The sequence below is a fragment of the Streptomyces sp. CB02414 genome (assembly GCF_001905385.1).
Classification (GTDB): Bacteria; Actinomycetota; Actinomycetes; order Streptomycetales; family Streptomycetaceae; genus Streptomyces.
In genome coordinates this window covers 17,370-40,479 of sequence record NZ_LIPF01000015.1, presented here as the reverse complement: position 1 = coordinate 40,479, position 23,110 = coordinate 17,370, and the positions used below count along the sequence as shown (strand labels likewise).

Here is a 23,110-nt window from a genome sequence, read left to right as displayed (position 1 = left end):
GTCGAAAGGGGTGATGCGGCGGTCAACGGAGCTGGAAGTACGAGGGGTTGTGGTCGACGATGGCGTCCCAGTCCGCGTCCGCCGGGAAGCGCAGGACGTCCCAGCCGGCTTCCTCCAGGCGGTAGCCGGCCTCGATGTCGCGGGTGGAGTCGGCCGCATGACCGGGCACGTCGACGAACACGGCGAGGTCGGCGCCCTCCAGGTGGAAGACCAGGTCCGGGCGGGCCCCCGCGGCGGCGACGAAGGCACCGACGTCGTCCGGCAGCCGGTAGCCCTTCGCCCTCAACCAGCCGAGCAGGTCACCCTGTGCGACCAGGGCCGACAGGTCGGCCTCCACCGGGGTGGGCGCCGAGGCTGCCCTGCCGGTGGGCGCGGTGCCCGTACCGTCTGTCGGGGCGTGGGCGCCGGCGGCGTCGGAAGCGCCGCCCTGCGCTGTCCTCGTGCCCTCCGCCGCCGGGGCCAGCCTGCGGAACTGCTCGCTGCGGGACTCGCCGCGGTCCTCCCGCCGGGTCCGGGCGCGGGCCAGCCGCGCCAGCGGCGGGTGGGCCGCGAGCCGGCTCAACTGGCGGTGGTGCGTCTGGTTGGCGTAGGTGAGCAGACAGGCGTAGCAGCCACGGGCGCACTTCTCGCCGACCGCCGGGCCGCCCTCGTCCTCGCCGGTGTCCGGGTCGAAGTGGCAGATCTCCAGCGCAGCCCGCGCTGCCTCGGCGAGGGTGTCCTTGTCGTGCTGGATCCGGCGCAGCACGCCGGCGCCGCCCTCGGCGGCCTCCGTGAACAGCATGCGGCGCCTCGGGCCCTCGTCCGGCGGCAGCAGTTCGGCGGTCAGCTCGGAGTCCTCCAGCTCGAACGCCGCCTCGATGCCCCGCTCCAGCGCGTACAGGAAGGACAGGGCCACCGGCTCGGGCAGCGGCTCGTCGAGGGTGACCACCAGGATGTTGCGGCGGTCCTCGACGAAGGGCAGCACCCGCTTCTTGCGGCGCTTCTCGTTGCCGTCCTCGTCGACCACCGGCATGCCGGTGCCCTCGATGGCGTCCGCGGCGGCCCGGTCGTTGAGCCAGCGGCCGTCGCCCAGGTCCAGCCAGTAGCCGTCCGGCTCGCCCTCCTTGGCACGGACGCGTCCGAGGTTGGTGATCCGGACGGTCGCCGAGTCGCCGTAGTCGAGCGTGAGGACCGGCGCCCCGTCGGCGTCGGTGACGTGCGAGGTGAGGCGTCCCTTGCGGGCTCCGTGATCCTGGAAGGCGTACGAGGTCTCCAGGCGGAAGCCGGCCCGGCGGCGCTCCTCCTCGTCGGAGGAGATCCGCTCGCGCGGCGTCGTGTACACGGTGTGCAGGTGGAGCAGGCCGGTGCGCTTGCCGTACAGCTCCTCCCCGCACATCGTGCACTTGTCGGCGCCGGGCCTGACGGCGTAGTGGTAGCCGCAGCCGTCGCAGCGCCTGGCCTCCGCCGTCGCCAGCTCGCCCGAGGCGTCCGGCGGCAGCTGCACCCGGGTGACCTGGTAGCGGGCGCCCTCGTGATAGATGAGCGCGCCGGGACCGAACTCGCGGATCGCGAGGAAGCGCGGACGCTGGAGGTAGTCGCCGTCGGCGTTGCGGCGGTTTCCGGAGCGCGGGATGTACGCGGCCAGCGGCAGCCTCGGGAAGCTGTAGCCGGGCAGGAAGCCTTCGGACGCCAGGTACCGGTAGGGATTGAAGTCGCTCATCACCGACTTGCTGTCGGTGGAGCGGTTCAGCAGGAGGTTCGTCTGCGTCTCGGCCTCCCGTCGGCGACTGCGTGCCCGGGTCTGCTCGCCGGGGGAGAGGGTGTGATCGACGACGCGCTTGTTCTGTTCGTACTGGTCGATGACGGCGGCCCGGAACAATTGACGCCATCGCTCGAACGCGGCGTCGAACTCCCCCGGTGCTCGCTCGATCCGGTCCTCGATCCACTCGTCGTACCACCAGGTGGTCGACGCGAAGTCGGCGATCAGCGGCGCGAGGACGGTACGGGCGGTGATGGCCGCGCGTCGGCGGGCATCCTCGTCCAGGGACCGGCTGAGAACTTCGGTACGCAGCGGCAGCGGCATCTGCGGATCGGGCCGGTCCTCACCGTCCGGGTCATAGGCGACGTCGACGACCTCGGGGATCGCGACTCCGAGCTTCATCCCGGTCTCGGCCAGCCAGATGCCCTGCAGATGGGAGCGGACCAGATCCTCGTTGGCCAGGTCCAGGCGCGGCGGGGCCACCTGCCCCGACACCATGTCCTGGGACCTGCGGAAGTAGTACTGGTCGTGGCTGTTGCCCGTCGCGCAGTACGTCGTCACCAGCGCGGGCTGACCGGAACGGCCCGCACGGCCCGAGCGCTGCGCGTAGTTCGCCGGGGTCGGCGGCACATTGCGCATCAGCACGGCGTTGAGCGAGGAGATGTCCACGCCCAGCTCCATCGTCGGCGAACAGTACAGCAAGGGAAGTTCGGCGTCCCGGAACAGCCGCTCGCGCTCCAGGCGGTCCTCGGGGGTGACCTGCGCGGTGTGCTCCCGGGCGAACAGGCCGGCCAGCTCGGCGGCCGCGGTCCGGTACAGATCGCGGAAGAACGGGTTGACGCGCGGGCCCTCGCCGCTGGTGTAGGTGCGCGCCAGGGGATCAACCGCGCCCCGCTCGCCGTTCCCGGCGCGCCAGACCAGTGCGGCGGCCGACACCCGGTAGCCGGTGCGCTTCTGGGCCGCGCGGCGGCGGTAGGCCGGACCGGACTGTTCCGGAGTCGCGTCCACCTCGCGCACCAGGTCCGCGTCGCGCAGCACCTTCAGCAGGTCCTCGATGACCTTCTGCACGTCGTCCAGGGGCAGGTCGCGCAGCTCGGGCACGTTCCGCCGCAGGTACTTGCCGAACTTCCCGCGGGCCGACAGGAACTGCGCGGTCCGCTCCATCCCCGGCCGTGAGCCGTACGGGTAGGCGGTGCCGACCGCCGGCCGGTCGCTCTCGCCGAGCACCCACGGCCCGGTCAGGCGCTCCTCGCTCGCCCGCTGCAGGGTGTCGAAGTCGTCGCGGAAGTACTGCACGTCGATGGCGAGAGAACGCCGCATGAAGTCGAGCAGAGTCCGGGCGACCTCCTCGCGCAGCGCGGGATCGGCATCGCGCAGCGCGGCGTGCGCCGACTGCCAGCGTTCGGGACGGGCGGCGATCCAGTCCAGGTCCTCGTAGTCGATGCGCAGCAGCCCCGTCTGCTCCAGGTTCGGCATCGTGATGCGCCAGCCGCGCTCCAGGTCGCGGTAGAGGCGGTACCCCACGACGTCCCGGAAGGCCTTCGTGGCCCGGCGCTCCATGGAGGGGGGCAGGTCGGCGCCGGCGGCGTACTCGCGGGGTTCCAGGCCCATCACCTCGGTGACGGCCTCCGCGAGGTCGTCGTGGCTCAGGCCCTCCTCACCGGAGCGCAGCGTGGCCTGGTACAGGGCGCCACGCAACTGGGTCACCTGGGCGAAGTCGTTGAAGTGCCCGGCCTGCAGGGAGGCGTCCTGACGGTTGTCGACGAAGGTGAGGAGCTTGCGCGCCTCCTTGCCCAGGCTGTCCTCCGGCACCGCCCGCAGGGACTTCACGATGGACGCGGAGATCAGCGAGGTCGCCGAGGAACGGCCCTCCTGGTCGAGGGTGGCCAGCTTGGCGAAGTCCCGGCCGCGGGTCTGCTCGTAGGAGACCTGGCAGTGCACGCAGAACAGGAACGGCGCCGGGACGAACGCAGCGACCAGACCCTCGCCCGTCTCGTTGCCGTGGGCGTCCACGACGACGCGCTTGGGCAGGCGCGGTCTGGAGGCCTTCTTGACGACCGTCACGCCCTGAGCGTCAGGCTCCAGCCACGACTCCGGCAGCCGCCGGTCGTCGACGGCCTTCTGCGGATCGGCCGGCCACTCGTAGTCCTCGCCGGGCATCCCCAGGTAGAGGTAGCCCTCGCCCGCGCGGCCTCCGGAGGCGGAGGTGTCCCGGCGCGGCTCGTACCGGAACGCACCGCCGTCCTCGGTCCGCCAGACGGTCAGGTACTCCTGGCCGCACTCGCGGCAGAAGGCCAGCGGGAACAGCGGCTTGCCGTCGCTGTCCGGCTGCTCCAGCTGGTAGGTGCGGGTGAGCGGCCGGGTGAGCGGATCCTCGAGCGTCGTGTAGACGGTGTCGCCCTTGGAGAGGAACTGGTGCAGCCGGAACGCGAACAGCGGCCGCTCCGTCACCGGATGCTTCGCCTGGGCGCCGGCCTCCAGGGTGGTGCGGATCGCCTCGCGCACGCTCTCCTCGGACACCCCCGACTGCCCGGACAGCTCGGCTGCCGCGTCTTCGAGGGTGCCCGGGTCGCAGCGGCGGAGCCGTCCGGTGCCCTCCTCGCGTTTCAGACCGAACCGGGACTCCACCCAGCGAGCCAGAGGGTCCTTCGTCAGTGCCTCGTACGAGCGGGGCGCCGCCGGCACCCGCAGCCGCTCGGCGGGTACGGAATCGGGAGCTTCCTCCGTCGCCCGGACCAGGGTCTCGCCGATGACCCGCTTCGGCAGCACCGTCGTACCGAACAGCCGGCCGGCGACCCTGGCCACCTCGCGCCGCTGGTCCTCCCACGAGCCCTCGGTGGACATGGTCGCCGAGGTGCCGATGCACTGCAGCGTCGCAGACGCGCGGCAGGCCTCACGCACCCGACGGATCAGGAAGGCCACGTCCGCGCCCTGTCGGCCCCGGTAGGTGTGCAGCTCGTCGAAGACGAGGAACTGCAGCCCCTCGGCCATGCGGATCAGGCTGGACCGGTCGTCGGGCCGGGTCAGCATCAGCTCCAGCATCACGTAGTTGGTCAGCAGGATGTCCGGAGGCTCCTTGCGCAGCTTCCGACGGTCCTCCTCGGACTCCTGTCCGGTGTACCGGGCGAAGGTGACCGGCTCGCGGCCCTTACCGAATCCGTGGCGCAGGTACTTCTCGAGTTCCCCCAGCTGCGAGTTGGCCAGCGCGTTCATCGGGTAGACGACGATCGCGCGCACCCGGCTGCCCGCCTGTGGGCCCGCCGCCTGACGCTCCTTCAGCACGCGGTCGACGATCGGGACGATGTACGCCAGCGACTTGCCGGAACCGGTGCCCGTGGTCAGCACGTAGGAGTCGCCCGCCTGCGCGGCTTCGATCGCCTGCCGCTGGTGAAGATGGAAGGTCAGCGGGCGGCCGTCCGGACGCGGCGACGTCTCCTTCTTGCCGGCCTGGAAGATCTCCGCGCACCTCGGATGCAGCACACCGTCCCGCACGAGGTCGGTGACCTGACCGCCGTCGGCGAAGAATGGGTTCAGCGACAGCCAGGGGTCGGGCCACTGCGACTTCGCTGCCAGGTCCTCCTCGACGAAGTTGCCGATCCGGGCGTCCCTGATCACCGTTGCGCTCTTGGTGAAGTCCTTGTACTCGCTGATCAGGTCGGCATGGATGCCGAAGACGTCCATGGCCTCGGGCAGGCGCGGCTCCCTGCGAGGCACGGGTGTGGGGGCGGCTGCGGCGGGCTCGGGGAGCAGGGTGCGCAGCCGCGCCACCGGGTCCATCACCCGCCAGTGCGGGGCGAGCAGGGCGGCCGTGTCATCCGGTGCGAGGGCGAGCGGGACCAGGACCTCACGGACCAGTGCGGCGTTCTCGGGCCGGAGGTCGGCGTCCTTCTCCAGAAGGCGCTCCACCAACCGGACCAACTCCGCGGGCAGGTCCGGGCGTACCAGGGTGAGCCGCGGCGGCTTCTCGTGCTGGTGCTGCTCGGAAAGTTCGAAGGGGGTTCTGGCGGAGAACGGTGGCTGCCCGATCAGCAGTTCGTACAGGATGCAGCCGAGCGCGTAGAGGTCGGCCGACGCGGAGACCCGCTCGGCACGGAACTGCTCGGGCGCCATGTAGCGGGCCGTGCCGACACTGACGCCCGTACTGGTCAGCCGCGTCTGGTCGGGATCGTCGACGACCGAACCCATGCCGAAGTCGAGGACCTTGACGGTGCCGTCACGCGTCAGCATCGCGTTGGCCGGCTTCAGGTCGCGGTGTACGACCCCGGCGGTGTGCGCGGCGGCGAGACCCGCGGCGATCTGCGCCCCGACGGCCGCGACCCAGGAGACGGGCAGTTGCGGTTCCTCGTCGATGAGGTCCGCGAGGGGATGGCCGTCCAGCAGCTCCATGGCCAGGTAGGGCAGGCCACTGCCGTCCGGCGCCCCGTCCACGCCGCCGTCGATGAGCAGGGTCAGGTTGGGGTGCCCTTGGGAGAGCATCCGCATGATCCGCACCTCGCGGCGGAAGCGGTCGATCTCCTTGTTCGACCCCGACGCATCGACGGCGACACCGGTCCGGGCGCGCAGCACGGTCTTGACCGCGACCTCCTGGTGCGGGGAGTCAGGAGACGCCCGAAGGTCCTCCGCCCGATGCACTTCGCCCATGTTCCCGCGTCCCAGGACCCCCATGATCCGGAATCGTCCGTCGACCGTCCCCTGGCCCACTGGCCCTCCCCGATTCACCCGTCGCACACAAGGTGGGTACATTCCGTGAGGAGCGTATACCTTCACCTGTTGACGAGGATCACACCGTCCGTTGACAATGTCAACAGGCGATTCCAAGGTAGATGTACGTGACGTCGTTTCCGAAGCGTGGCTCAGATGCCCAGGGGGGGGCGGGCCGGCTCAGTGACCTGTGACGATGCGAGGACATCGGTCACTGGTCCGGGCCAATGAACCTACAGTCGTTACAGGCTCGTGCCGCTTGATGAAGCCGAAAGCCCCAGAAAAGTCCCAGTGGACTTCTGCGACCCGCCTCCGTCACCACGGTGATTTCGACTGGGGCGGGGTTCGCAGAGCCACGCCACTGGCGCGAAGCTTCCCGTGGCGGACGCGGCGCCGGAATACCGGGCTGCGGTGACCACGCTGGCCGAGACCCCTGAAGGGCCCGCCCGCCGCCCCCGGGCCTCGGTCGTCGCTCTCGCCGAGTGATGTCCAGGCCACGGAGGAAACGGTGCCGAGCGACCTACTCACGGTCCTCGGCACGCGGCCCTGAGGAGCGTCCCCCGGCCGCGCCGGGACGCGGTGTTCCGCGGGTACCGGCTGACACAGCTTCGCCACGCGCGTCGTGCGCCACCTCGCCCGGTACCGGGACGTCGGCCTTCCTGACGAGTCCGAAAGGTGACTGCGCCGTTTCGTGGAGTGAGGCACCTGTCTCCGCAGCGTGACGAAAGGCGGCCGCAGGGTGACCGACCCTGTGAGGGCGCGCACAGGGCTCACGTCACACGGGGCCGTGGTTAGTAGACGCCGACGGCCCCTCGCCCGCGCGGTCGCCAGCCGTCCGGGCGAGTCAGGCGGCCGGTCTGCGAAGCGGCGTAGTAGGTCACACACTTGTCGCGGCGCCCGAGCGTTCCGCAATGTGTTCGGCGTACCGGGGAGCCGAGCGCCGGGACCGGACGGGAAGAGCCCGTCCGTGATCCAGACACCGGCCCTGATGACGCGAAGCCGCGTCCAACGCGGACACCGCGTCGCCGACCCCCCGTCGGCCTCCCCATCACGTTCCCGAATGGAGAGGTACGCCCATGCACGCCATCCTGCGCCGCCCCCACATCCGCAAGTCCGCCGTGGCCTCCCTCGCCGCCGCCGGCGCCGCCGCCGTCACCCTCACCCTCGCCCCGAGCCCGGCGCACGCCGCCGAGCCGGCCAAGGCCTCCACCGCGCAGACCCAGGCCCAGACCGACAAGATCAAGGCCATCGTCAAGGCCGGCGAGAAGAAGCACGGCGACGACCTCGACGGCTGGATCCGCACCGCCCTGGACGTCATGGACGTCAAGAACATCCCGGGCACCTACGAGGGCCTGCACCGCAACATCATGCGCGAGTCGTCCGGCAACCCGCACGCGCAGAACAACTGGGACGTCAACGCCCAGAACGGTATCCCCTCGAAGGGCCTGCTCCAGACGATTCAGCCCACCTTCGACGCCTACCACGTCAAGGGAACGAAGGACTCCATCACCGACCCGGTCGCCAACATCGTCGCCGCCTGCAACTACGCGGCCGACAAGTACGGCTCCATGGACAACGTCGACTCCGCCTACTGACCGGCGGATCCACCGACCGCCTGGGCCCCCGGGACGACCGGTCCCGCGCGGAGGCCGGCGGGGCCCAGGCAGCACGGCGGGGCCGGAGGGACGACACGTCCCTCCGGCCCCGCCCTTTCAGATGTCCCGAAAAATCTCGATCTGCGCCCCGATCGAGTTCAGCCGCTCGGCGAGATCCTCGTACCCCCGGTTGATGACATACACGTTGCGCAGCACCGACGTGCCCTCCGCCGCCATCATCGCCAGCAGGACGACCACGGCGGGGCGCAGGGCCGGCGGGCACATCATCTCGGCGGCGCGCCAGCGGGTGGGGCCCTCGACCAGGACGCGGTGGGGGTCCAGGAGCTGGAGGCGGCCGCCAAGGCGGTTGAGGTCGGTGAGGTAGATGGCGCGGTTGTCGTAGACCCAGTCGTGGATGAGGGTCTGGCCCTGGGCCGAGGCCGCGATGGCCGCGAAGAAGGGGACGTTGTCGATGTTCAGGCCCGGGAAGGGCATCGGGTGGATCTTGTCGATCGGTGCTTCGAGCTTTGACGGCCTGACCGTCAGGTCCACCAACCGCGTGCGGCCGTTGTCCGCGAAGTACTCCGGCGTGCGGTCGTGGTCGAGGCCCATCTCCTCCAGGACCGCCAGCTCGATCTCCAGGAACTCGATGGGGACCCGGCGGACCGTCAGCTCCGACTCCGTGACCACGGCGGCGGCGAGCAGGCTCATCGCCTCGACCGGGTCCTCGGAGGGGGAGTAGTCCACGTCGGCGTCGATGACCGGCATGCCGTGGACGGTGAGGGTGGTGGTGCCGATGCCTTCGACGCGGACGCCCAGGGCCTCGAGGAAGAAGCAGAGGTCCTGGACCATGTAGTTGGAGGAGGCGTTGCGGATGACGGTGACGCCGTCGTGGCGGGCGGCGGCCAGCAGCGCGTTCTCCGTCACCGTGTCGCCGCGCTCGGTCAGGACGATGGGGCGGTCCGGGCGGACCGTGCGGTCGACCACCGCGTGGTAGTGGCCCTCGGTCGCGGCGACGTCCAGGCCGAAGCGGCGCAGCGCGATCATGTGCGGCTCGATGGTGCGGGTGCCGAGGTCGCAGCCGCCGGCGTAGGGCAGCCGGAAGCGGTCCATGCGATGCAGCAGCGGGCCGAGGAACATGATGATGGAGCGGGTGCGGACGGCGGCCTCGGCGTCGATGGCCTCCATGTCCAGCTCGGCCGGCGGCACGATCTCCAGGTCGGTGCCGTCGTTGATCCAGCGGGTGCGGACGCCGATGGAGTTCAGCACCTCAAGGAGGCGGTAGACCTCCTCGATGCGGGCGACCCGGCGCAGCACCGTGCGCCCCTTGTTGAGGAGCGAGGCGCACAGCAGCGCCACGCAGGCGTTCTTGCTGGTCTTGACGTCGATGGCACCGGAGAGGCGCCGGCCGCCGACCACACGCAGGTGCATCGGGCCCGAGTAGCCCAGGGAGACGATTTCGCTGTCCAGCGCTTCGCCGATACGGGCGATCATCTCAAGGCTGATGTTCTGGTTGCCGCGCTCGATGCGGTTGACGGCGCTCTGACTGGTGTTGAGCGCCTCCGCAAGCTGTGACTGGGTCCAGCCGCGGTGCTGCCGGGCGTCACGGATGAGCTTGCCGATGCGTACGAGGTAGTCGTCTGCCATGAGGTTGAGGCTATCTCAGATATGAGATGGTGCCTCTCGGGGGGCCCGTTCGGGTGACGGGACATCAGGCGGGGCATCAAGGGACTCAACGGCCGCCTCGGCGGCGCTTGCTGGTCGTCGTGCGGCGCCATCCGAAAGGTCCGGGCAAATCCATGGATGTCGTACGACGTCCTGTGCTGCTGCGCGTGTGGCGCGGGCCGTTCCCGCCGCCGGTCGTGACGGACCACGAGCGTTTGTTGATGTTCAGCCGCACTCCGGGGAGGATTCGGAAGCTCTTGCGGAACGTGAGCGGCATCGTGCCCCCTTCCGAGTCGTGCCGGGCACGCGCGCCCGGCACAAGTCGGATACCCCCGTCCGGCGTAGTGATGGCCGCAGGGGTCACCCGGGATGGGGCGCACGCCACACCGCGCCCGAGCATGACCAGTCCGCCCCTATGTACTAGAGTTATCTCGACATCGAGATATCTGCCGAGGCGCACCGAAGCCGCACGCCGGCCGGTCCGACGGTAAGGGTTACCTAACTTAGCCTTACCTTAGCGGATTGGCCAGGGCGGCGTGGCGGCAGGATGCGGTGGTACGCGCACATAAATGAAGGAGACTGTCGTGTCGGCGAACAGCTTCGACGCCCGCAGCACGCTGCAGGTGGGCGACGAGTCGTACGAGATCTTCCGGCTGGACAAGGTCGAGGGCTCCGCGCGCCTTCCCTACAGCCTGAAGGTGCTGCTGGAGAACCTGCTCCGCACCGAGGACGGCGCGAACATCACCGCCGACCACATCCGCGCCCTCGGCGGCTGGGACTCGCAGGCCCAGCCGTCGCAGGAGATCCAGTTCACGCCGGCCCGCGTGATCATGCAGGACTTCACCGGCGTGCCCTGTGTCGTCGACCTCGCCACCATGCGCGAGGCCGTCAAGGAGCTCGGCGGTGACGCGGCGAAGATCAACCCGCTCGCCCCGGCCGAGCTGGTCATCGACCACTCCGTCATCGCCGACAAGTTCGGCACCAACGACGCCTTCAAGCAGAACGTCGACCTGGAGTACGGCCGCAACAAGGAGCGCTACCAGTTCCTGCGCTGGGGCCAGACCGCCTTCGACGAGTTCAAGGTCGTCCCGCCCGGCACCGGCATCGTCCACCAGGTGAACATCGAGCACCTGGCCCGCGTGGTCATGACCCGCGACGGCAAGGCCTACCCGGACACCCTGGTCGGCACCGACTCGCACACCACCATGGTCAACGGCCTCGGCGTCCTCGGCTGGGGCGTCGGCGGCATCGAGGCCGAGGCCGCCATGCTCGGCCAGCCGGTCTCCATGCTGATCCCGCGCGTCGTCGGCTTCAAGCTCACCGGTGAGCTCCAGCCGGGCACCACCGCCACCGACCTCGTGCTGACCATCACCGAGATGCTCCGCAAGCACGGCGTCGTCGGCAAGTTCGTCGAGTTCTACGGCGAGGGCGTGGCCGCCACCAGCCTCGCCAACCGCGCCACCATCGGCAACATGTCGCCGGAGTTCGGCTCCACCGCCGCGATCTTCCCGGTCGACGACGAGACGCTGAACTACATGCGCCTGACCGGCCGCAGCGACCAGCAGGTCGCCCTGGTCGAGGCGTACGCCAAGGAGCAGGGCCTCTGGCTGGACCCGAAGGCCGAGCCGGACTTCTCCGAGAAGCTGGAGCTCGACCTCGCGACGGTCGTGCCCTCCATCGCCGGCCCGAAGCGCCCGCAGGACCGCATCGTCCTCGCCAACGCCGCCCAGCAGTTCAAGACCGACGTCCTCAACTACGTGGACGTCGTGGACGAGGCGGGCAAGGAGTCCTTCCCGGCCTCCGACTCCCCGGCCGTCACCAATGGCACCCCGTCCAACCCGGTCCCGGTGACCGCCCCCGACGGCACCACCTACGAGCTGGACCACGGTGCGGTGACGGTCGCGGCCATCACCTCCTGCACCAACACCTCCAACCCGTACGTCATGGTCGCCGCCGCCCTGGTGGCCAAGAAGGCGGTCGAGAAGGGCCTGACCCGCAAGCCGTGGGTCAAGACCACCCTCGCCCCGGGCTCCAAGGTCGTCACCGACTACTTCGAGAAGGCGGGCCTGACCCCCTACCTCGACAAGGTCGGCTTCAACCTCGTCGGCTACGGCTGCACCACCTGCATCGGCAACTCCGGCCCGCTGCCGGACGAGGTCTCCAAGGCCGTCAACGACCACGACCTCGCCGTCACCTCGGTGCTCTCCGGCAACCGCAACTTCGAGGGCCGGATCAACCCCGACGTCAAGATGAACTACCTGGCGTCCCCGCCGCTGGTCGTCGCCTACGCGCTCGCGGGCTCCATGAAGGTGGACATCACCACGGAGGCCCTGGGCACCGACCAGGACGGCAACCCGGTCTTCCTGAAGGACATCTGGCCCTCCGAGGCCGAGGTCAACGACGTCGTCGCCAACGCCATCGGCGAGGACATGTTCTCCAAGTCCTACAGCGACGTCTTCGCCGGCGACGCCCAGTGGCAGGCGCTGCCGATCCCGACCGGCGACACCTTCGAGTGGGACGGCGAGTCCACCTACGTCCGCAAGCCCCCGTACTTCGAGGGCATGGGCATGGAGCCGGCCCCGGTCGAGGACATCTCCGGCGCCCGCGTGCTCGCCAAGCTGGGCGACTCGGTGACCACGGACCACATCTCGCCCGCCGGTGCCATCAAGGCCGACACCCCGGCCGGCAAGTACCTGACGGAGCACGGCGTCGAGCGCCGCGACTTCAACAGCTACGGCTCGCGCCGCGGCAACCACGAGATCATGATCCGCGGCACCTTCGCCAACATCCGCCTGCGCAACCAGATCGCGCCGGGCACCGAGGGCGGCTACACCCGCGACTTCACGCAGGACGGCGGTCCGGTGTCGTTCATCTACGACGCCTCCCGCAACTACATCGAGCAGAACATCCCGCTCGTCGTCCTGGCCGGCAAGGAGTACGGCTCCGGCTCGTCCCGCGACTGGGCCGCCAAGGGCACCGCGCTCCTCGGCGTCAAGGCCGTCGTCGCCGAGTCCTACGAGCGCATCCACCGCTCGAACCTCATCGGCATGGGCGTCCTGCCGCTCCAGTTCCCGGAGGGCCAGTCGGCGTCCTCCCTCGGCCTGACCGGCGAGGAGTCCTTCTCCATCTCCGGCGTCACCGAGCTGAACGACGGCACCACCCCGCGCACGGTCAAGGTCACCACCGACACCGGTGTGGAGTTCGACGCGGTCGTCCGCATCGACACCCCCGGTGAGGCGGACTACTACCGCAACGGCGGCATCCTGCAGTACGTGCTGCGCAGCCTGATCCGCAAGTAGGCGGCACCGCACAGCGGTCGAGGGCCGCATCCCCGGTGACGGGGGTGCGGCCCTCGCCGTGCCGGGTGCCGGGTCAGGCGATGGCCCCGCCGGTGCCGCTCGCCGCCGCGATGTAGTCGGAGCGGCCCGAGTCGTCGTAGAGCGTGATGTCCACGTACGCGCCGTCGGGGATGCTGAAGTCCTTGACCGTCAGGTCCACGACGTCCGAGGTGCCCGGCGCCGAGAAGGTGCCGAGGTTGTGGCGCGACCCGTTGTGCGAGTAGGCGACGGACACGTAGAACGTGTCGCCGTCGTTCTTGGTGTCGTAGATCCAGAGCTTCTCGCCGCTCGGATGGAACTCGACCTTGCCGACGAACCAGCCCGCGTCGCTCAGCTCCATCTTGACGGCCCAGCCACCCGCGTCGTGCGCGAAGTACGTGTTGTCGAACGGGTCGGTGAGGCTGCCACCGCTGCACGGGCAGGTGCCGGTGTCGCGGTAGTACGTGGAGACACTGGGGTCGGGGCTGTACGCCTGGGCCGGAGCGGCCGTCGCGAACAGGGCCCCCGCGGCCAGGAGCGCGCCCGTGACCAGTCCTGTGAACCGTCTGCCGATGTGTGTCCGCACGTGTTCCCCCTCGGATAGACGCGCGATGCGCCTGCGGCGGCTGCCTCAGGCGCGCTCATTCTGGTGCATCGGTCACGCACGGGGAACGGGTCCCCACACGGAAGTGGCGGGTTCAGGCCACTGCCCGAACCCGCCACCGCACCCAGCCGGGTCCGCCTACGCCAGCAGCTCCACCTCCGCCAGCGTGTGCTCACCGTCGAGCACCAGGCGGTACTTCTGGTACGTCCCCGGCGACTTCACCGAGAACGCCCGGGTCTGCCGGTCCCAGGCGAAGGACTCGCCCGAGCGCTCGTCCAGCGTCCGCCAGGCCGTACCGTCGGCCGAACCCTGGAGCTTCCAGCCCGCCGGGGCCTTCGCGCCGTCGGCCGGCGACGTCAGCGTGTACTGGACGGCCTTCGCACCCTCGCCGGACACCGGCAGCTCCACCGACGTCACGGCCGCCTCGGTCGCCGACGTGTCGTCGAACAGAGCTCCCTCGCCCACGGTCACGTCCGCGCGCGGGGTGGGCACCTCGTCGTCCTCGGTGATCGACACCGGCGCGGCGTTCTCGCCGGTGCCCCACGTGGACGGCCGCGGGCCCATGTCGAACTCCAGGACACCGCCCCGGGCGATCAGGTCGTGGGGGAGCGCGGTGGAGTTCCAGCGCTTGCCGTTGACTTTCAGGCCCTGGACGTAGATGTTCCGGTTGCTGTTCTTCGGCGCCTTGACCACCAGCTCGCGGCCGTTCTCCAGGTGCACGGTCGCCTTCTTGAACAGCGGGGAGCCGATGGCGTACTCGCCGCTGCCCATCACCAGCGGGTAGAAGCCGAGCGCGGAGAAGAGGAACCAGGCCGACTGCTCGCCGTTGTCCTCGTCGCCGTGGTAGCCCTGCCCGATGTCGCTGCCGGTGTAGAGGCGGGAGAGCACCTCGCGGACGTTCTTCTGCGTCTTGTACGGCTGCCCGGCCGCGTCGTACATGTACAGGGCGTGGTGGGCGACCTGGTTGGAGTGCCCGTACATGCCCATGCGGACGTCCCGCGCTTCGGTCATCTCGTGGATGACACCGCCGTAGGAGCCGACGAACTCCGGGGAGGCCGTCTCGGGCGTGGACAGGTACTCGTCGAGCTTGTCGCCCAGGCCCTTCCTGCCGCCGTACAGGTTGGCGAGGCCACGGCTGTCCTGCGGGGCGGTGAAGGCGTAGCCCCAGCCGTTGGTCTCCGTGTAGTCGTAGCCCCACACGCGCGGGTCGTACTTGTCCGAGTCCACGCGCCACTTGCCCGCGAGGTCCTTGCCCTGGAAGAAGCCGGCCTTCGCGTCGAACATGTTGACGTAGTCCTGGGCGCGGTTCAGGAAGTACGCCGACTCCTCCTTGTACCGCTTCTCGCCGGTCTCCGCGTAGAGCTTCTCGCCCATCTTCGCGATGCCGTAGTCGTTGAGGTAGCCCTCCAGCGCCCACGACATGCCCTCGTGCGTCTCGGTGCTGGTGTAGCCGAGGAACGGCGAGGTCGCCATGCCCTTGCGGCCCACGCCCGAGGACGGGGGCACGACGGTGGCGTTCTTGACGGCCGCGTCGTACGCCGCCTTCGCGTCGAAGTCGACGCCCTTGACGTAGGAGTCGGCGAACGCCACGTCCGAGGAGGTGCCGGTCATCAGGTCCGCGTAGCCCGGGGAGGACCAGCGGGAGGTCCAGCCGCCGTCCTTGTAGTGCTGCACGAAGCCGTCGACCAGCTCACCGGCCTTGGACGGGGTCAGGAAGGAGTACGCGGGCCAGGTGGTCCGGTACGTGTCCCAGAAGCCGTTGTTGACGTAGACCTTGCCGTCCACGATCTCGGCGCCGGTCTCGGTCGGGGTGTCCTCCTTGACCGCCTTGGAGAACGGGGAGGCGTACTTGTACTTCCCGTCGACCTTCTCGTGGCCCGCGTTCGGGTACAGGTACAGCCGGTAGAGGCTGGAGTACAGGGTGGTCAGCTGGTCCTGCGTGGCGCCCTCGACCTCGACCTTGCCGAGGACGCGGTCCCACTGCTTGCGGGCGTCGCGCTTGACCTTGTCGAAGGAGGCGCGCTTCGGGATCTCCTGGCGCAGGTTGTCCTTCGCCTGGTCGACGCCGATCAGCGAGGTCGCGATGCGCAGCGTCACGGTGCGGTCCCTGCCCGCGTCGAAGCGCAGGTGGCCCTTGACGCCGCTGGAGCCGCCGCCGGTGACCTTGGAGTCGAACTCGCCGTAGACGAAGAGGCGGGTGGCGCCCGTGGAGAGCCCGGACTTGACGTCCGAGTAGCCGTGGAAGGTGCCGTTCTCCTCGTCCAGGGTCAGACCGGCCTGGTCCTCGACGTTGTCGAAGATCACGCTCGCGTCGTCACCGGGGTAGGTGAAGCGCATCATCGCCGCGTGGTCGGTGGGCGCCATCTCGGCCTTCAGGCCGTTCTCGAACCGCACGCCGTAGTAGTACGGCCTGGCCGTCTCGTTCTCGTGCCGGAAGGCCAGCTCGCGCTGCTCCCGGCCGGTGTCCGGGGTGCCGGAGGCCGCGGACGGCATCACCTGGAAGGTCTGCCGGTCGCCCATCCAGGGGCTCGGCTCGTGGCTCGCGCTGAACGCCTGGAGGGTGGGCAGGTTGTCCGCGTTGTTGCCGCGCGCGTAGTCGTACAGCCAGCTCAGCGAACCGGCGTTGGTCACCGGGACCCAGAAGTTGAAGCCGTGCGGCACGGCGGTCGCCGGGATGTTGTTGCCGCGCGAGAAGCTGCCGCTGGAGTTGGTGCCGCGGGTGGTGAGCGCGTAGTCGGACAGGTGGGCCTTGGGCCGCTCGGGCCTGGCCCGCTCGATCTCCACGTCGTCCAGCCAGCCCCGGAACTTCGCCGGGCCCTTGGGGGAGTCGTAGGCCACCAGGATCCGGTCGACGGTCTTGCCGGCCGCGACCGACCCGATCCCCGACCGCACGCTGTTCCACTGGTTGACGTAGAGGATCTTGGCGTCGCCCTGACCGCGCGGCGTCAGCGGGAACCCGTGCTGGTCGGTGGCCTTGAGGTCGCTCAGGTAGGTGCCGTCGGTGAAGGCGAGGTCGACGGAGACGTTCGTGGCGTCGTAGTCGAGGTCGCCGTCCGCCATCGACGGGAAGATCTTGTAGCTGAGCTCGGTGCGGCGCTCGACCTTCACATTGACGTCGAAGACCTTGTTGTACGAGTAAGCCCGGCCGTCCGCGTTGTGCCGGCCCGCGTACTTCAGGGCGTGCGTGCCGGTGAAGCCGGCGCCCGCCTTCGCCGTCGGCGAGCCGGTCGGGCCGCGGTCCACGTGCGAGAGCATGTCCTCGGGGACGGGCGTCTCGGTGTCGGCGGTGGCCAGCTGCACGTCGGCGAGCTGGAGGATGTCCCCGCCGTTGTTCTTGGTGATCTCCAGCCGGAAGTGCCGGTACTCGGCCGGTCCGTCCAGTTCGTACGTTTTCGTCTGGAGGCGTTCGCCGAAGGATTCGCCCGAGCGGCTGTCCACGGTCTGCCAGGTCTCGCCGTCCGCCGACCCCTTGAGCGTCCAGTCCGCCGGGTCGCGCTCGTCGTGGTCGTTGGCCGAGGTGAGGGCGTACTTGGCGATCTTCGCTGGTTCGTCCAGGTCGAACTCGACCCAGCCGGTCTTCTCGAACGCCAGCCACTTGGTGGTGGGCTCACCGTCGACGAGGTTCTCCTTCACCTCCCCGCCGCCCGTGTTCTCGGCGCTGGCCCGCACCTCGGTGACGCGGTCGGTGACATTGCCCGGTATGCCGGTGCGGTAGCCGCCGTCCACGCCCGAGGAGCGCTTCTTCCCGCCCGGCCCCGTGTCCACGGTGTCGAGCCAGTCCGGAACCGGGTCGTCCGCCTCGAACGAGGACGCGAACTCCCGGTCGGTCTTCGCGGGCGCGGCGGGCAGTGCGACCGCCGCCCCCTGTGAACCCGCCGCCACGGCGAAGGCGGTCGTCAACACGACCGCCGGACCCCATCTGTGCCGAACCCTGTACCGCATGCCCGGACCACCCTCCCAGCGCCTGGGGACAACGTTGTCAATTCAACTGCGCAAGGACCAGTAGGGGTCAAGTGGCAAGTGATGTCAAGGGTGTTGGATGTGGCGTTCGGGGCTTATGCCGGGGATTCTTCCGGCAAGTGGCACACAGCCCACTCATATTTCCGGGAGGTCTCAACTCGGAAAAGACGTACCGCCAACCTTGCATTCGATCTTGCTCAGTCGGCCGGAAGTGGACTATACCTGTCGGCACTCCGGGGCATCTTCACCGCACCCGACCTTGTACGGCCGCATTTCCTGCACGACCCAGCTTGACCCGAACGCGGTGCCGGGGAGGATCCGGTTCACCGCCTGAGTCCTGGAGAAGGCGAGGACTTGAGCATGGGATCCACCACCGGCGTGGGCCATCACGAACTGATCAGGCGGAGCGCGACCGCCGCTCCGGCCCCGGCGACTGTTGTGCCGGCATCGCTCAGCTGATCATCGGCGCCGCACCGCGGCTCCGAGACGACGGCGACAACGCCTCACGTGCGGCCGGCGCGGGACCGGTCCGGTCACGGCGGCCGCACACGCAGCACACCCGGACAGAACCAATCGATCAGTGAGGATGCAGAGATGACCATTCGTGCCGGTTCTCTTGACAGGCGGACGCTCCTGCGCGGGGCCATCGCCACCGCGGCGATGGGCTCGTTCGCGGTCGCGTGCAGCTCTCCCTCCAGCGAGGACGGCGACGGCGACGGCGGCCCGAAGGGCGAGAAGAGCGCCAACAACCCGTTCGGGGTCGCCGCGAACTCCTCGGTCGAAGCGGCCATCTTCGACGGCGGCTACGGCACCGACTACGTCGACTACACCAACCAGGTGCTCGGCAGCCAGGTCAAGGGACTCAAGGTCCAGGTCAAGCCGGTCGTCGACATCGCCCCCCAGCTCCAGCCCCGCTTCGTCGGCGGCAACCCGCCGGACCTCATCGACAACTCCGGTGAGGACCAGATCGGCTTCCTCGGCATCCTCGACCAGCTGGAGGAGCTCGACGACCTCTTCGAGGCCAACACCTACGAGGGCAAGAAGATCGCCGACATCGTCTACCCCGGCGTCAAGGACCCCGGAACGTACAACGGCAAGTTCGTCGCGCTCCGGTACGTGATGACGGTGTACGGCGTCTGGTACTCGAAGACGCTCTTCGAGGAGAACGGCTGGACCCCGCCGAAGACCTGGGACGAGGCGCTCGACCTCGGCCAGCAGGCGAAGAAGAAGGGCAAGTACCTCTTCGTCCACGGCAAGGAAGCCGCGACCTACTACCAGACGATGCTGTTCGCCTCAGCGATCAAGGAGGGCGGTGACGAGGTCCGGCTCGCTCTCGGCAATCTCGAGAAGAACGCCTGGTCGCATCCGGCCATCCAGGGCGTCCTCAAGGTCATGGAGACCATGATCAAGGAGAAGATGTTCGTCCCCGGCGGCTCCGGCACCCAGTTCCAGAAGGCGCAGGCGATCTGGAGCAACGACCAGAAGGCACTGCTCTACCCGTCCGGTGGCTGGATCGAGAACGAGATGAAGAACGCCACCAAGGCGGACTTCCAGATGACCGGATTCCCGGAGATGACGCTCACGGACAAGCCGAAGCTGCCCTACGAGTCGCTCCACGCCGCGGCGGGCGAGCCGTTCATCGTGCCCAAGCAGGGCAAGAACCCGGCCGGCGGCAAGGAAGTGCTGCGGGCGATGCTGTCCGAGAAGGCGGCCGCCAACTTCTCCAAGACCAAGCTGGCCCCGACGGTGGTCAAGGGCACGGTGCCCGCCGACGGCTTCGGATCGGCCGCCCTCGTCTCCCAGACGAAGATGCTCGAGGCCGCGGGCGACAACATCTACGACATGAGGAGGTTCGTCGAGGCATACGGCATGAACACCGACCAGTTGGTGCCGTGGAACTCGTTCCTCTCCGGTGACCTCGACCGCAAGGGCCTCACCTCGGCCCTGCAGAAGATCTCCGACAAGGTCCAGGAAGACGACTCCATCGACAAGATCAAGATCAGCTAGTACGGCGATGAAAGAAAACATCACCACCTCCGACGCCGCGAGCCGCCGGCCCGAGCCGGCCGCTCGCGGCGGGCGGCCACGGCGCCGCAGGCTCACGTTCGACCGGGTGACGTTCTTCCTCGCGTTCCTCGGTGTCCCGCTGGCCATCTTCGTGATCTTCGTTCTGATCCCGTTCGGCCAGGCGATCTTCTGGGGGATGACCGACTGGCGCGGCTTCAGCCCGGACTACAACTTCGTAGGCTTCGACAACTTCACGAAGATGTTCCAGGACGACATCTTCCTGAAGGCGTTGCGCAACGTCGCGCTCCTCGCGGCCTTCGTGCCGCTGGTGACGCTGACGCTGGCCCTCGGGGTCGCCGTGGCCATCACCCTGGGCGGGCCCAGCAAGGGCCCCGTCCGAGGGATCCGGGGAGCGTCGTTCTACCGGATCATCTCGTTCTTCCCCTACGTCGTGCCGGCGATCATCGTCGGTCTGATCTGGGCGCAGATGTACGACCCGAACGCCGGCCTGCTCAACGGCGTCCTCACCGGCCTCGGCCTCGACCGCTTCGAGACGTTCGCGTGGCTGGGCGAGAAGGCCACCGCGATGCCGGCCGTGATGTTCGTCATCATCTGGGGGCTCGTCGGGTTCTACGCGGTGCTCTTCATCGCCGCGATCAAGGGCGTTCCCGGCGAGCTGTACGAGGCGGCGAAGATCGACGGGGCCGGCCGGTTCCGCACCACGATCTCGATCACCCTGCCGGCGATCCGGGACAGCGTGCAGACGGCGTACATCTACCTGGGCATCGCCGCACTCGACGCGTTCGTCTACGTCCAGGCGATGGTGCCGAACGGCGGTCCGGCCAACTCGACCCTGACGATCAGCCAGCGTCTGTTCAACGTCGCCTTCGCCAAGCAGCAGTTCGGCTACGCCACCGCGATGGGCGTCGTCCTCGCCGTCGTCACCCTGGTGTTCGCGGCGCTGGTGTTCCTCGTCAACCGCCTCACGGGCGGCGGCGAGGGCGAGAGCAAGAGGAAAGCACCTGGGTCCAGGGCTCGGCGTGCCGCAGCCAAGGGAGGTGCCCGGTGAGCGTCATCGCCGCCGACCGGAAGCCGGCCAGTGACCGGAAACCGGCGACCGACCGCAAGCTGACGAGGGCCGCCGCGAGCAGCGACCGCAGATTCGCGGCGATCTCGCACGCCCTGCTGATCCTGTGGTCCGTGATCGTGATCGTGCCCATGCTGTGGGTGCTGATGTCGTCGTTCAAATCGACCGGCGAGATCCTTTCGTCGCCGTTCTCGCTGCCGGATCAGTGGCGGTTCGAGAACTACGCGAACGCGTGGACCGACGCGAACATCGGGAAATACTTCCTGAATTCCGTGATCGTCGTGGTCTCGGCACTGGTCCTGGTGATGCTGCTCGGCGCGATGTGCGCCTACATTCTCGCCCGGTTCGAGTTCCCCGGACGCCGGCTGATCTATTACGTGATGCTCGCCGGCCTGACTTTCCCGGTCTTCCTGGCGATCGTTCCGCTCTTCTTCCAGTTGCAGAACTTCGGGCTGCTGAACACCCGTCCCGGACTGATCCTCACCTATGTCGCGTTCGCGCTGCCGTTCACGATGTTCTTCCTCTATTCGTTCTTCCGGTCGCTGCCGCACGACGTGTACGAGGCCGCGCTGATCGACGGTGCCGGGGACTGGCGGGCGTTCTTCCAGGTGATGCTGCCGATGGCCCGTCCGGGCATGGCGGCGGTGGCGATCTTCAACTTCCTGGGCCTGTGGAACCAGTTCCTGCTGCCGGTGGCGCTCAACACCGACCAGGACAAATGGGTCCTCACCCAGGGCATGGCCGCCTACGCGTCCTCGCAGGTCTACGACATCGACTACGGTGCGCTCTTCGCGGCGATCGTGGTCACGGTGGTGCCCGTACTGATCGTGTACTGCGTCTTCCAGCGGCGGATCGCCGGTTCGGTGTCGCAGGGCACCTTCCGCTGACGCCCACCGCCGCTCCACCCGTCGTACGCAGGGGTCCGGTCCCGGAGAGACAGCTCTCCGGGACCGGACCCCTGTGGCGTACCGCCGGTAGTCGGCCGTGGACACGGCGTGGAACCGATTTCTTTCAAGGGCTTGACGCCACTGGGCGATCCAGCGGAGTTTGGGGTTAATAACTTGTACAAGGTCCGCATCACACCGGGTGACGCGGACCCAGGGATGAGGGTGAGAGTCAATGGAGACTCCCGGGTCGCAGTCGTCGCTGCACCGAGCCAACCTGGAACGGGTCGTACGAGCGGTACGTCTCGCCGGTTCGCTCACGCAGGCGGAGATCGCGAGGACGACGGGGCTGTCCGCGGCCACGGTCTCGAACATCGTCCGGGAACTGAAGGAAGGCGGGACGGTCGAGGTCACGCCCACCTCGGCGGGCGGCCGCCGGGCCCGCAGCGTCTCGCTGAGCGGGGACGCCGGCATCGTCATCGGCGTGGACTTCGGGCACACGCACCTGCGCGTCGCGGTGGGCAACCTCGCCCACCAGGTGCTCGCCGAGGAGTCCGAGCCGCTGGACGTGGACGCGTCCGCCGCGCAGGGCTTCGACCGGGCGGAGCAGCTGGTCAGCCGGCTGATCGAGGCGACCGGCGTCGACCGCTCCAAGATCGCCGGAGTGGGCCTCGGCGTGCCCGGCCCGATCGACGTGGAGTCCGGGACGCTGGGTTCGACCGCCATCCTGCCCGGCTGGGGCGGCACCAAGCCCGCCGAGGAGCTGCGGGGGCGGCTCGGCGTGCCGGTGCACGTGGACAACGACGCCAACCTCGGGGCCCTCGGCGAGCTGGTCTGGGGCAGCGGGCGGGGCGTGCGGGACCTGGCCTACATCAAGGTCGCCAGCGGCGTCGGCGCCGGCCTGGTGATCAACGGCAAGATCTACCGCGGCCCCGGCGGCACGGCGGGCGAGATCGGGCACATCACCCTCGACGAGGCCGGCCCGGTCTGCCGCTGCGGCAACCGGGGCTGCCTGGAGACCTTCGCCTCCGCCCGCTACGTGCTCCCGCTGCTCCAGCCGAGCCACGGCACCGACCTCACGATGGAGGGCGTCGTGCGGCTCGCGCGGGACGGCGACCCGGGCTGCCGGCGGGTCATCGCCGACGTGGGCCGGCACATCGGCAGCGGGGTCGCCAACCTCTGCAACCTGCTCAACCCGAGCCGCGTCGTCCTCGGCGGCGACCTCGCGGAGGCCGGTGAGCTGGTGCTCGGGCCGATCCGGGAGTCCGTCGGCCGGTACGCGATCCCCAGCGCGGCGCGACAGCTCTCCGTCTTCTCCGGGGCCCTCGGGGGCCGCGCCGAGGTGCTCGGCGCGCTCGCCCTGGCGCTCAGCGAGATGGGCGATTCGACCCTCTTGGACGGAACTGCGACCAGTGCTCTGCCGGTGGCCACCCCTGCCTTCACTTAGAGCACGGATGGCACCGTTGTCATCTCGTTAAGGATTTACTTCTTGACGTCGCACGTGTGGCCGAGTTGACTTCCAGCCACCTCGGCCGCAACGACGCGGCCTCGT

At 69.2% G+C, this 23,110-nt stretch carries 11 protein-coding genes; 6 read left to right on the top strand and 5 right to left on the bottom strand.

The genetic code is table 11. From position 1 onward, the window contains the following. Nucleotides 1-22: 22 nt before the first annotated feature. Nucleotides 23-6,403 carry a protein kinase domain-containing protein gene (locus tag AMK11_RS34960; RefSeq protein WP_073732212.1) on the bottom strand — a complete coding sequence of 2,127 codons (6,381 nt, stop codon included), beginning with the start codon at nt 6,401-6,403 and terminating at the stop codon, nt 23-25. A 1,112-nt stretch (nt 6,404-7,515) separates the two neighbouring features. Between AMK11_RS34960 and AMK11_RS34955 the strand changes: the two genes are divergently transcribed. After that, nucleotides 7,516-8,034: a transglycosylase SLT domain-containing protein gene (locus AMK11_RS34955; protein ID WP_073732163.1), complete on the top strand. Its 519-nt coding sequence runs from the start codon at nt 7,516-7,518 to the stop codon at nt 8,032-8,034. A 117-nt stretch (nt 8,035-8,151) separates the two neighbouring features. Here AMK11_RS34955 and AMK11_RS34950 read toward each other — a convergent pair whose 3' ends face one another. Then, nucleotides 8,152-9,681: a helix-turn-helix domain-containing protein gene (locus AMK11_RS34950; RefSeq protein ID WP_073732162.1), complete on the bottom strand. Its 1,530-nt coding sequence runs from the start codon at nt 9,679-9,681 to the stop codon at nt 8,152-8,154. 85 nt (nt 9,682-9,766) lie between these two features. Further along, nucleotides 9,767-9,976: a DUF4236 domain-containing protein gene (locus AMK11_RS34945; RefSeq protein WP_073732161.1), complete on the bottom strand. Its 210-nt coding sequence runs from the start codon at nt 9,974-9,976 to the stop codon at nt 9,767-9,769. Nucleotides 9,977-10,283: 307 nt separating this feature from the next. On the opposite strand from AMK11_RS34945, the gene acnA reads away from it, so the two are divergent. Further along, complete coding sequence (gene acnA, locus AMK11_RS34940) at nt 10,284-12,998, top strand: aconitate hydratase AcnA (RefSeq protein ID WP_073732160.1); 2,715 nt, start codon at nt 10,284-10,286, stop codon at nt 12,996-12,998. Between the two features lie 73 nt (nt 12,999-13,071). Here acnA and AMK11_RS34935 read toward each other — a convergent pair whose 3' ends face one another. After that, nucleotides 13,072-13,602 (bottom strand): hypothetical protein, encoded by a 531-nt coding sequence (locus tag AMK11_RS34935; protein ID WP_073732159.1) that lies wholly within the window; start codon nt 13,600-13,602, stop codon nt 13,072-13,074. A 156-nt stretch (nt 13,603-13,758) separates the two neighbouring features. Then, nucleotides 13,759-17,562, bottom strand: coding sequence for a GH92 family glycosyl hydrolase (locus AMK11_RS34930; RefSeq protein ID WP_073732158.1), 3,804 nt, complete (start codon nt 17,560-17,562; stop codon nt 13,759-13,761). 612 nt (nt 17,563-18,174) lie between these two features. Between AMK11_RS34930 and ngcE the strand changes: the two genes are divergently transcribed. The 4 genes from ngcE to AMK11_RS34910 all read left to right on the top strand — a co-directional run bounded on the left by ngcE (nt 18,175) and on the right by AMK11_RS34910 (nt 23,005). After that, nucleotides 18,175-19,587 carry an N-acetylglucosamine/diacetylchitobiose ABC transporter substrate-binding protein gene (gene ngcE, locus AMK11_RS34925; RefSeq protein WP_079187891.1) on the top strand — a complete coding sequence of 471 codons (1,413 nt, stop codon included), beginning with the start codon at nt 18,175-18,177 and terminating at the stop codon, nt 19,585-19,587. Nucleotides 19,588-19,594: 7 nt separating this feature from the next. Next, complete coding sequence (locus tag AMK11_RS34920; RefSeq protein WP_073732156.1) at nt 19,595-20,656, top strand: carbohydrate ABC transporter permease; 1,062 nt, start codon at nt 19,595-19,597, stop codon at nt 20,654-20,656. Continuing rightward, nucleotides 20,653-21,561, top strand: coding sequence for a carbohydrate ABC transporter permease (locus AMK11_RS34915; RefSeq protein WP_073732155.1), 909 nt, complete (start codon nt 20,653-20,655; stop codon nt 21,559-21,561). The genes AMK11_RS34920 and AMK11_RS34915 overlap by 4 nt, the downstream gene beginning before the upstream one ends. 232 nt (nt 21,562-21,793) lie before the next feature. Next, a complete protein-coding gene (locus AMK11_RS34910) occupies nt 21,794-23,005 on the top strand; it encodes an ROK family transcriptional regulator (protein ID WP_073732154.1) in 1,212 nt (403 codons plus the stop codon). The last annotated feature ends 105 nt before the right edge of the window (nt 23,006-23,110 follow it).

Excerpts from the sequence above, each read along its gene's own strand:
- AMK11_RS34920 (WP_073732156.1), top strand. The coding sequence starts at position 19,595 with ATGAAAGAAAACATCACCACCTCCGACGCCGCGAGCCGCCGGCCCGAG.
- ngcE (WP_079187891.1), top strand. The coding sequence starts at position 18,175 with ATGACCATTCGTGCCGGTTCTCTTGACAGGCGGACGCTCCTGCGCGGG.
- AMK11_RS34930 (WP_073732158.1), bottom strand. The coding sequence starts at position 17,562 with ATGCGGTACAGGGTTCGGCACAGATGGGGTCCGGCGGTCGTGTTGACG.
- AMK11_RS34960 (WP_073732212.1), bottom strand. The coding sequence starts at position 6,403 with ATGGGGGTCCTGGGACGCGGGAACATGGGCGAAGTGCATCGGGCGGAG.
- AMK11_RS34910 (WP_073732154.1), top strand. The coding sequence starts at position 21,794 with ATGGAGACTCCCGGGTCGCAGTCGTCGCTGCACCGAGCCAACCTGGAA.
- AMK11_RS34950 (WP_073732162.1), bottom strand. The coding sequence starts at position 9,681 with ATGGCAGACGACTACCTCGTACGCATCGGCAAGCTCATCCGTGACGCC.
- AMK11_RS34955 (WP_073732163.1), top strand. The coding sequence starts at position 7,516 with ATGCACGCCATCCTGCGCCGCCCCCACATCCGCAAGTCCGCCGTGGCC.
- AMK11_RS34945 (WP_073732161.1), bottom strand. The coding sequence starts at position 9,976 with ATGCCGCTCACGTTCCGCAAGAGCTTCCGAATCCTCCCCGGAGTGCGG.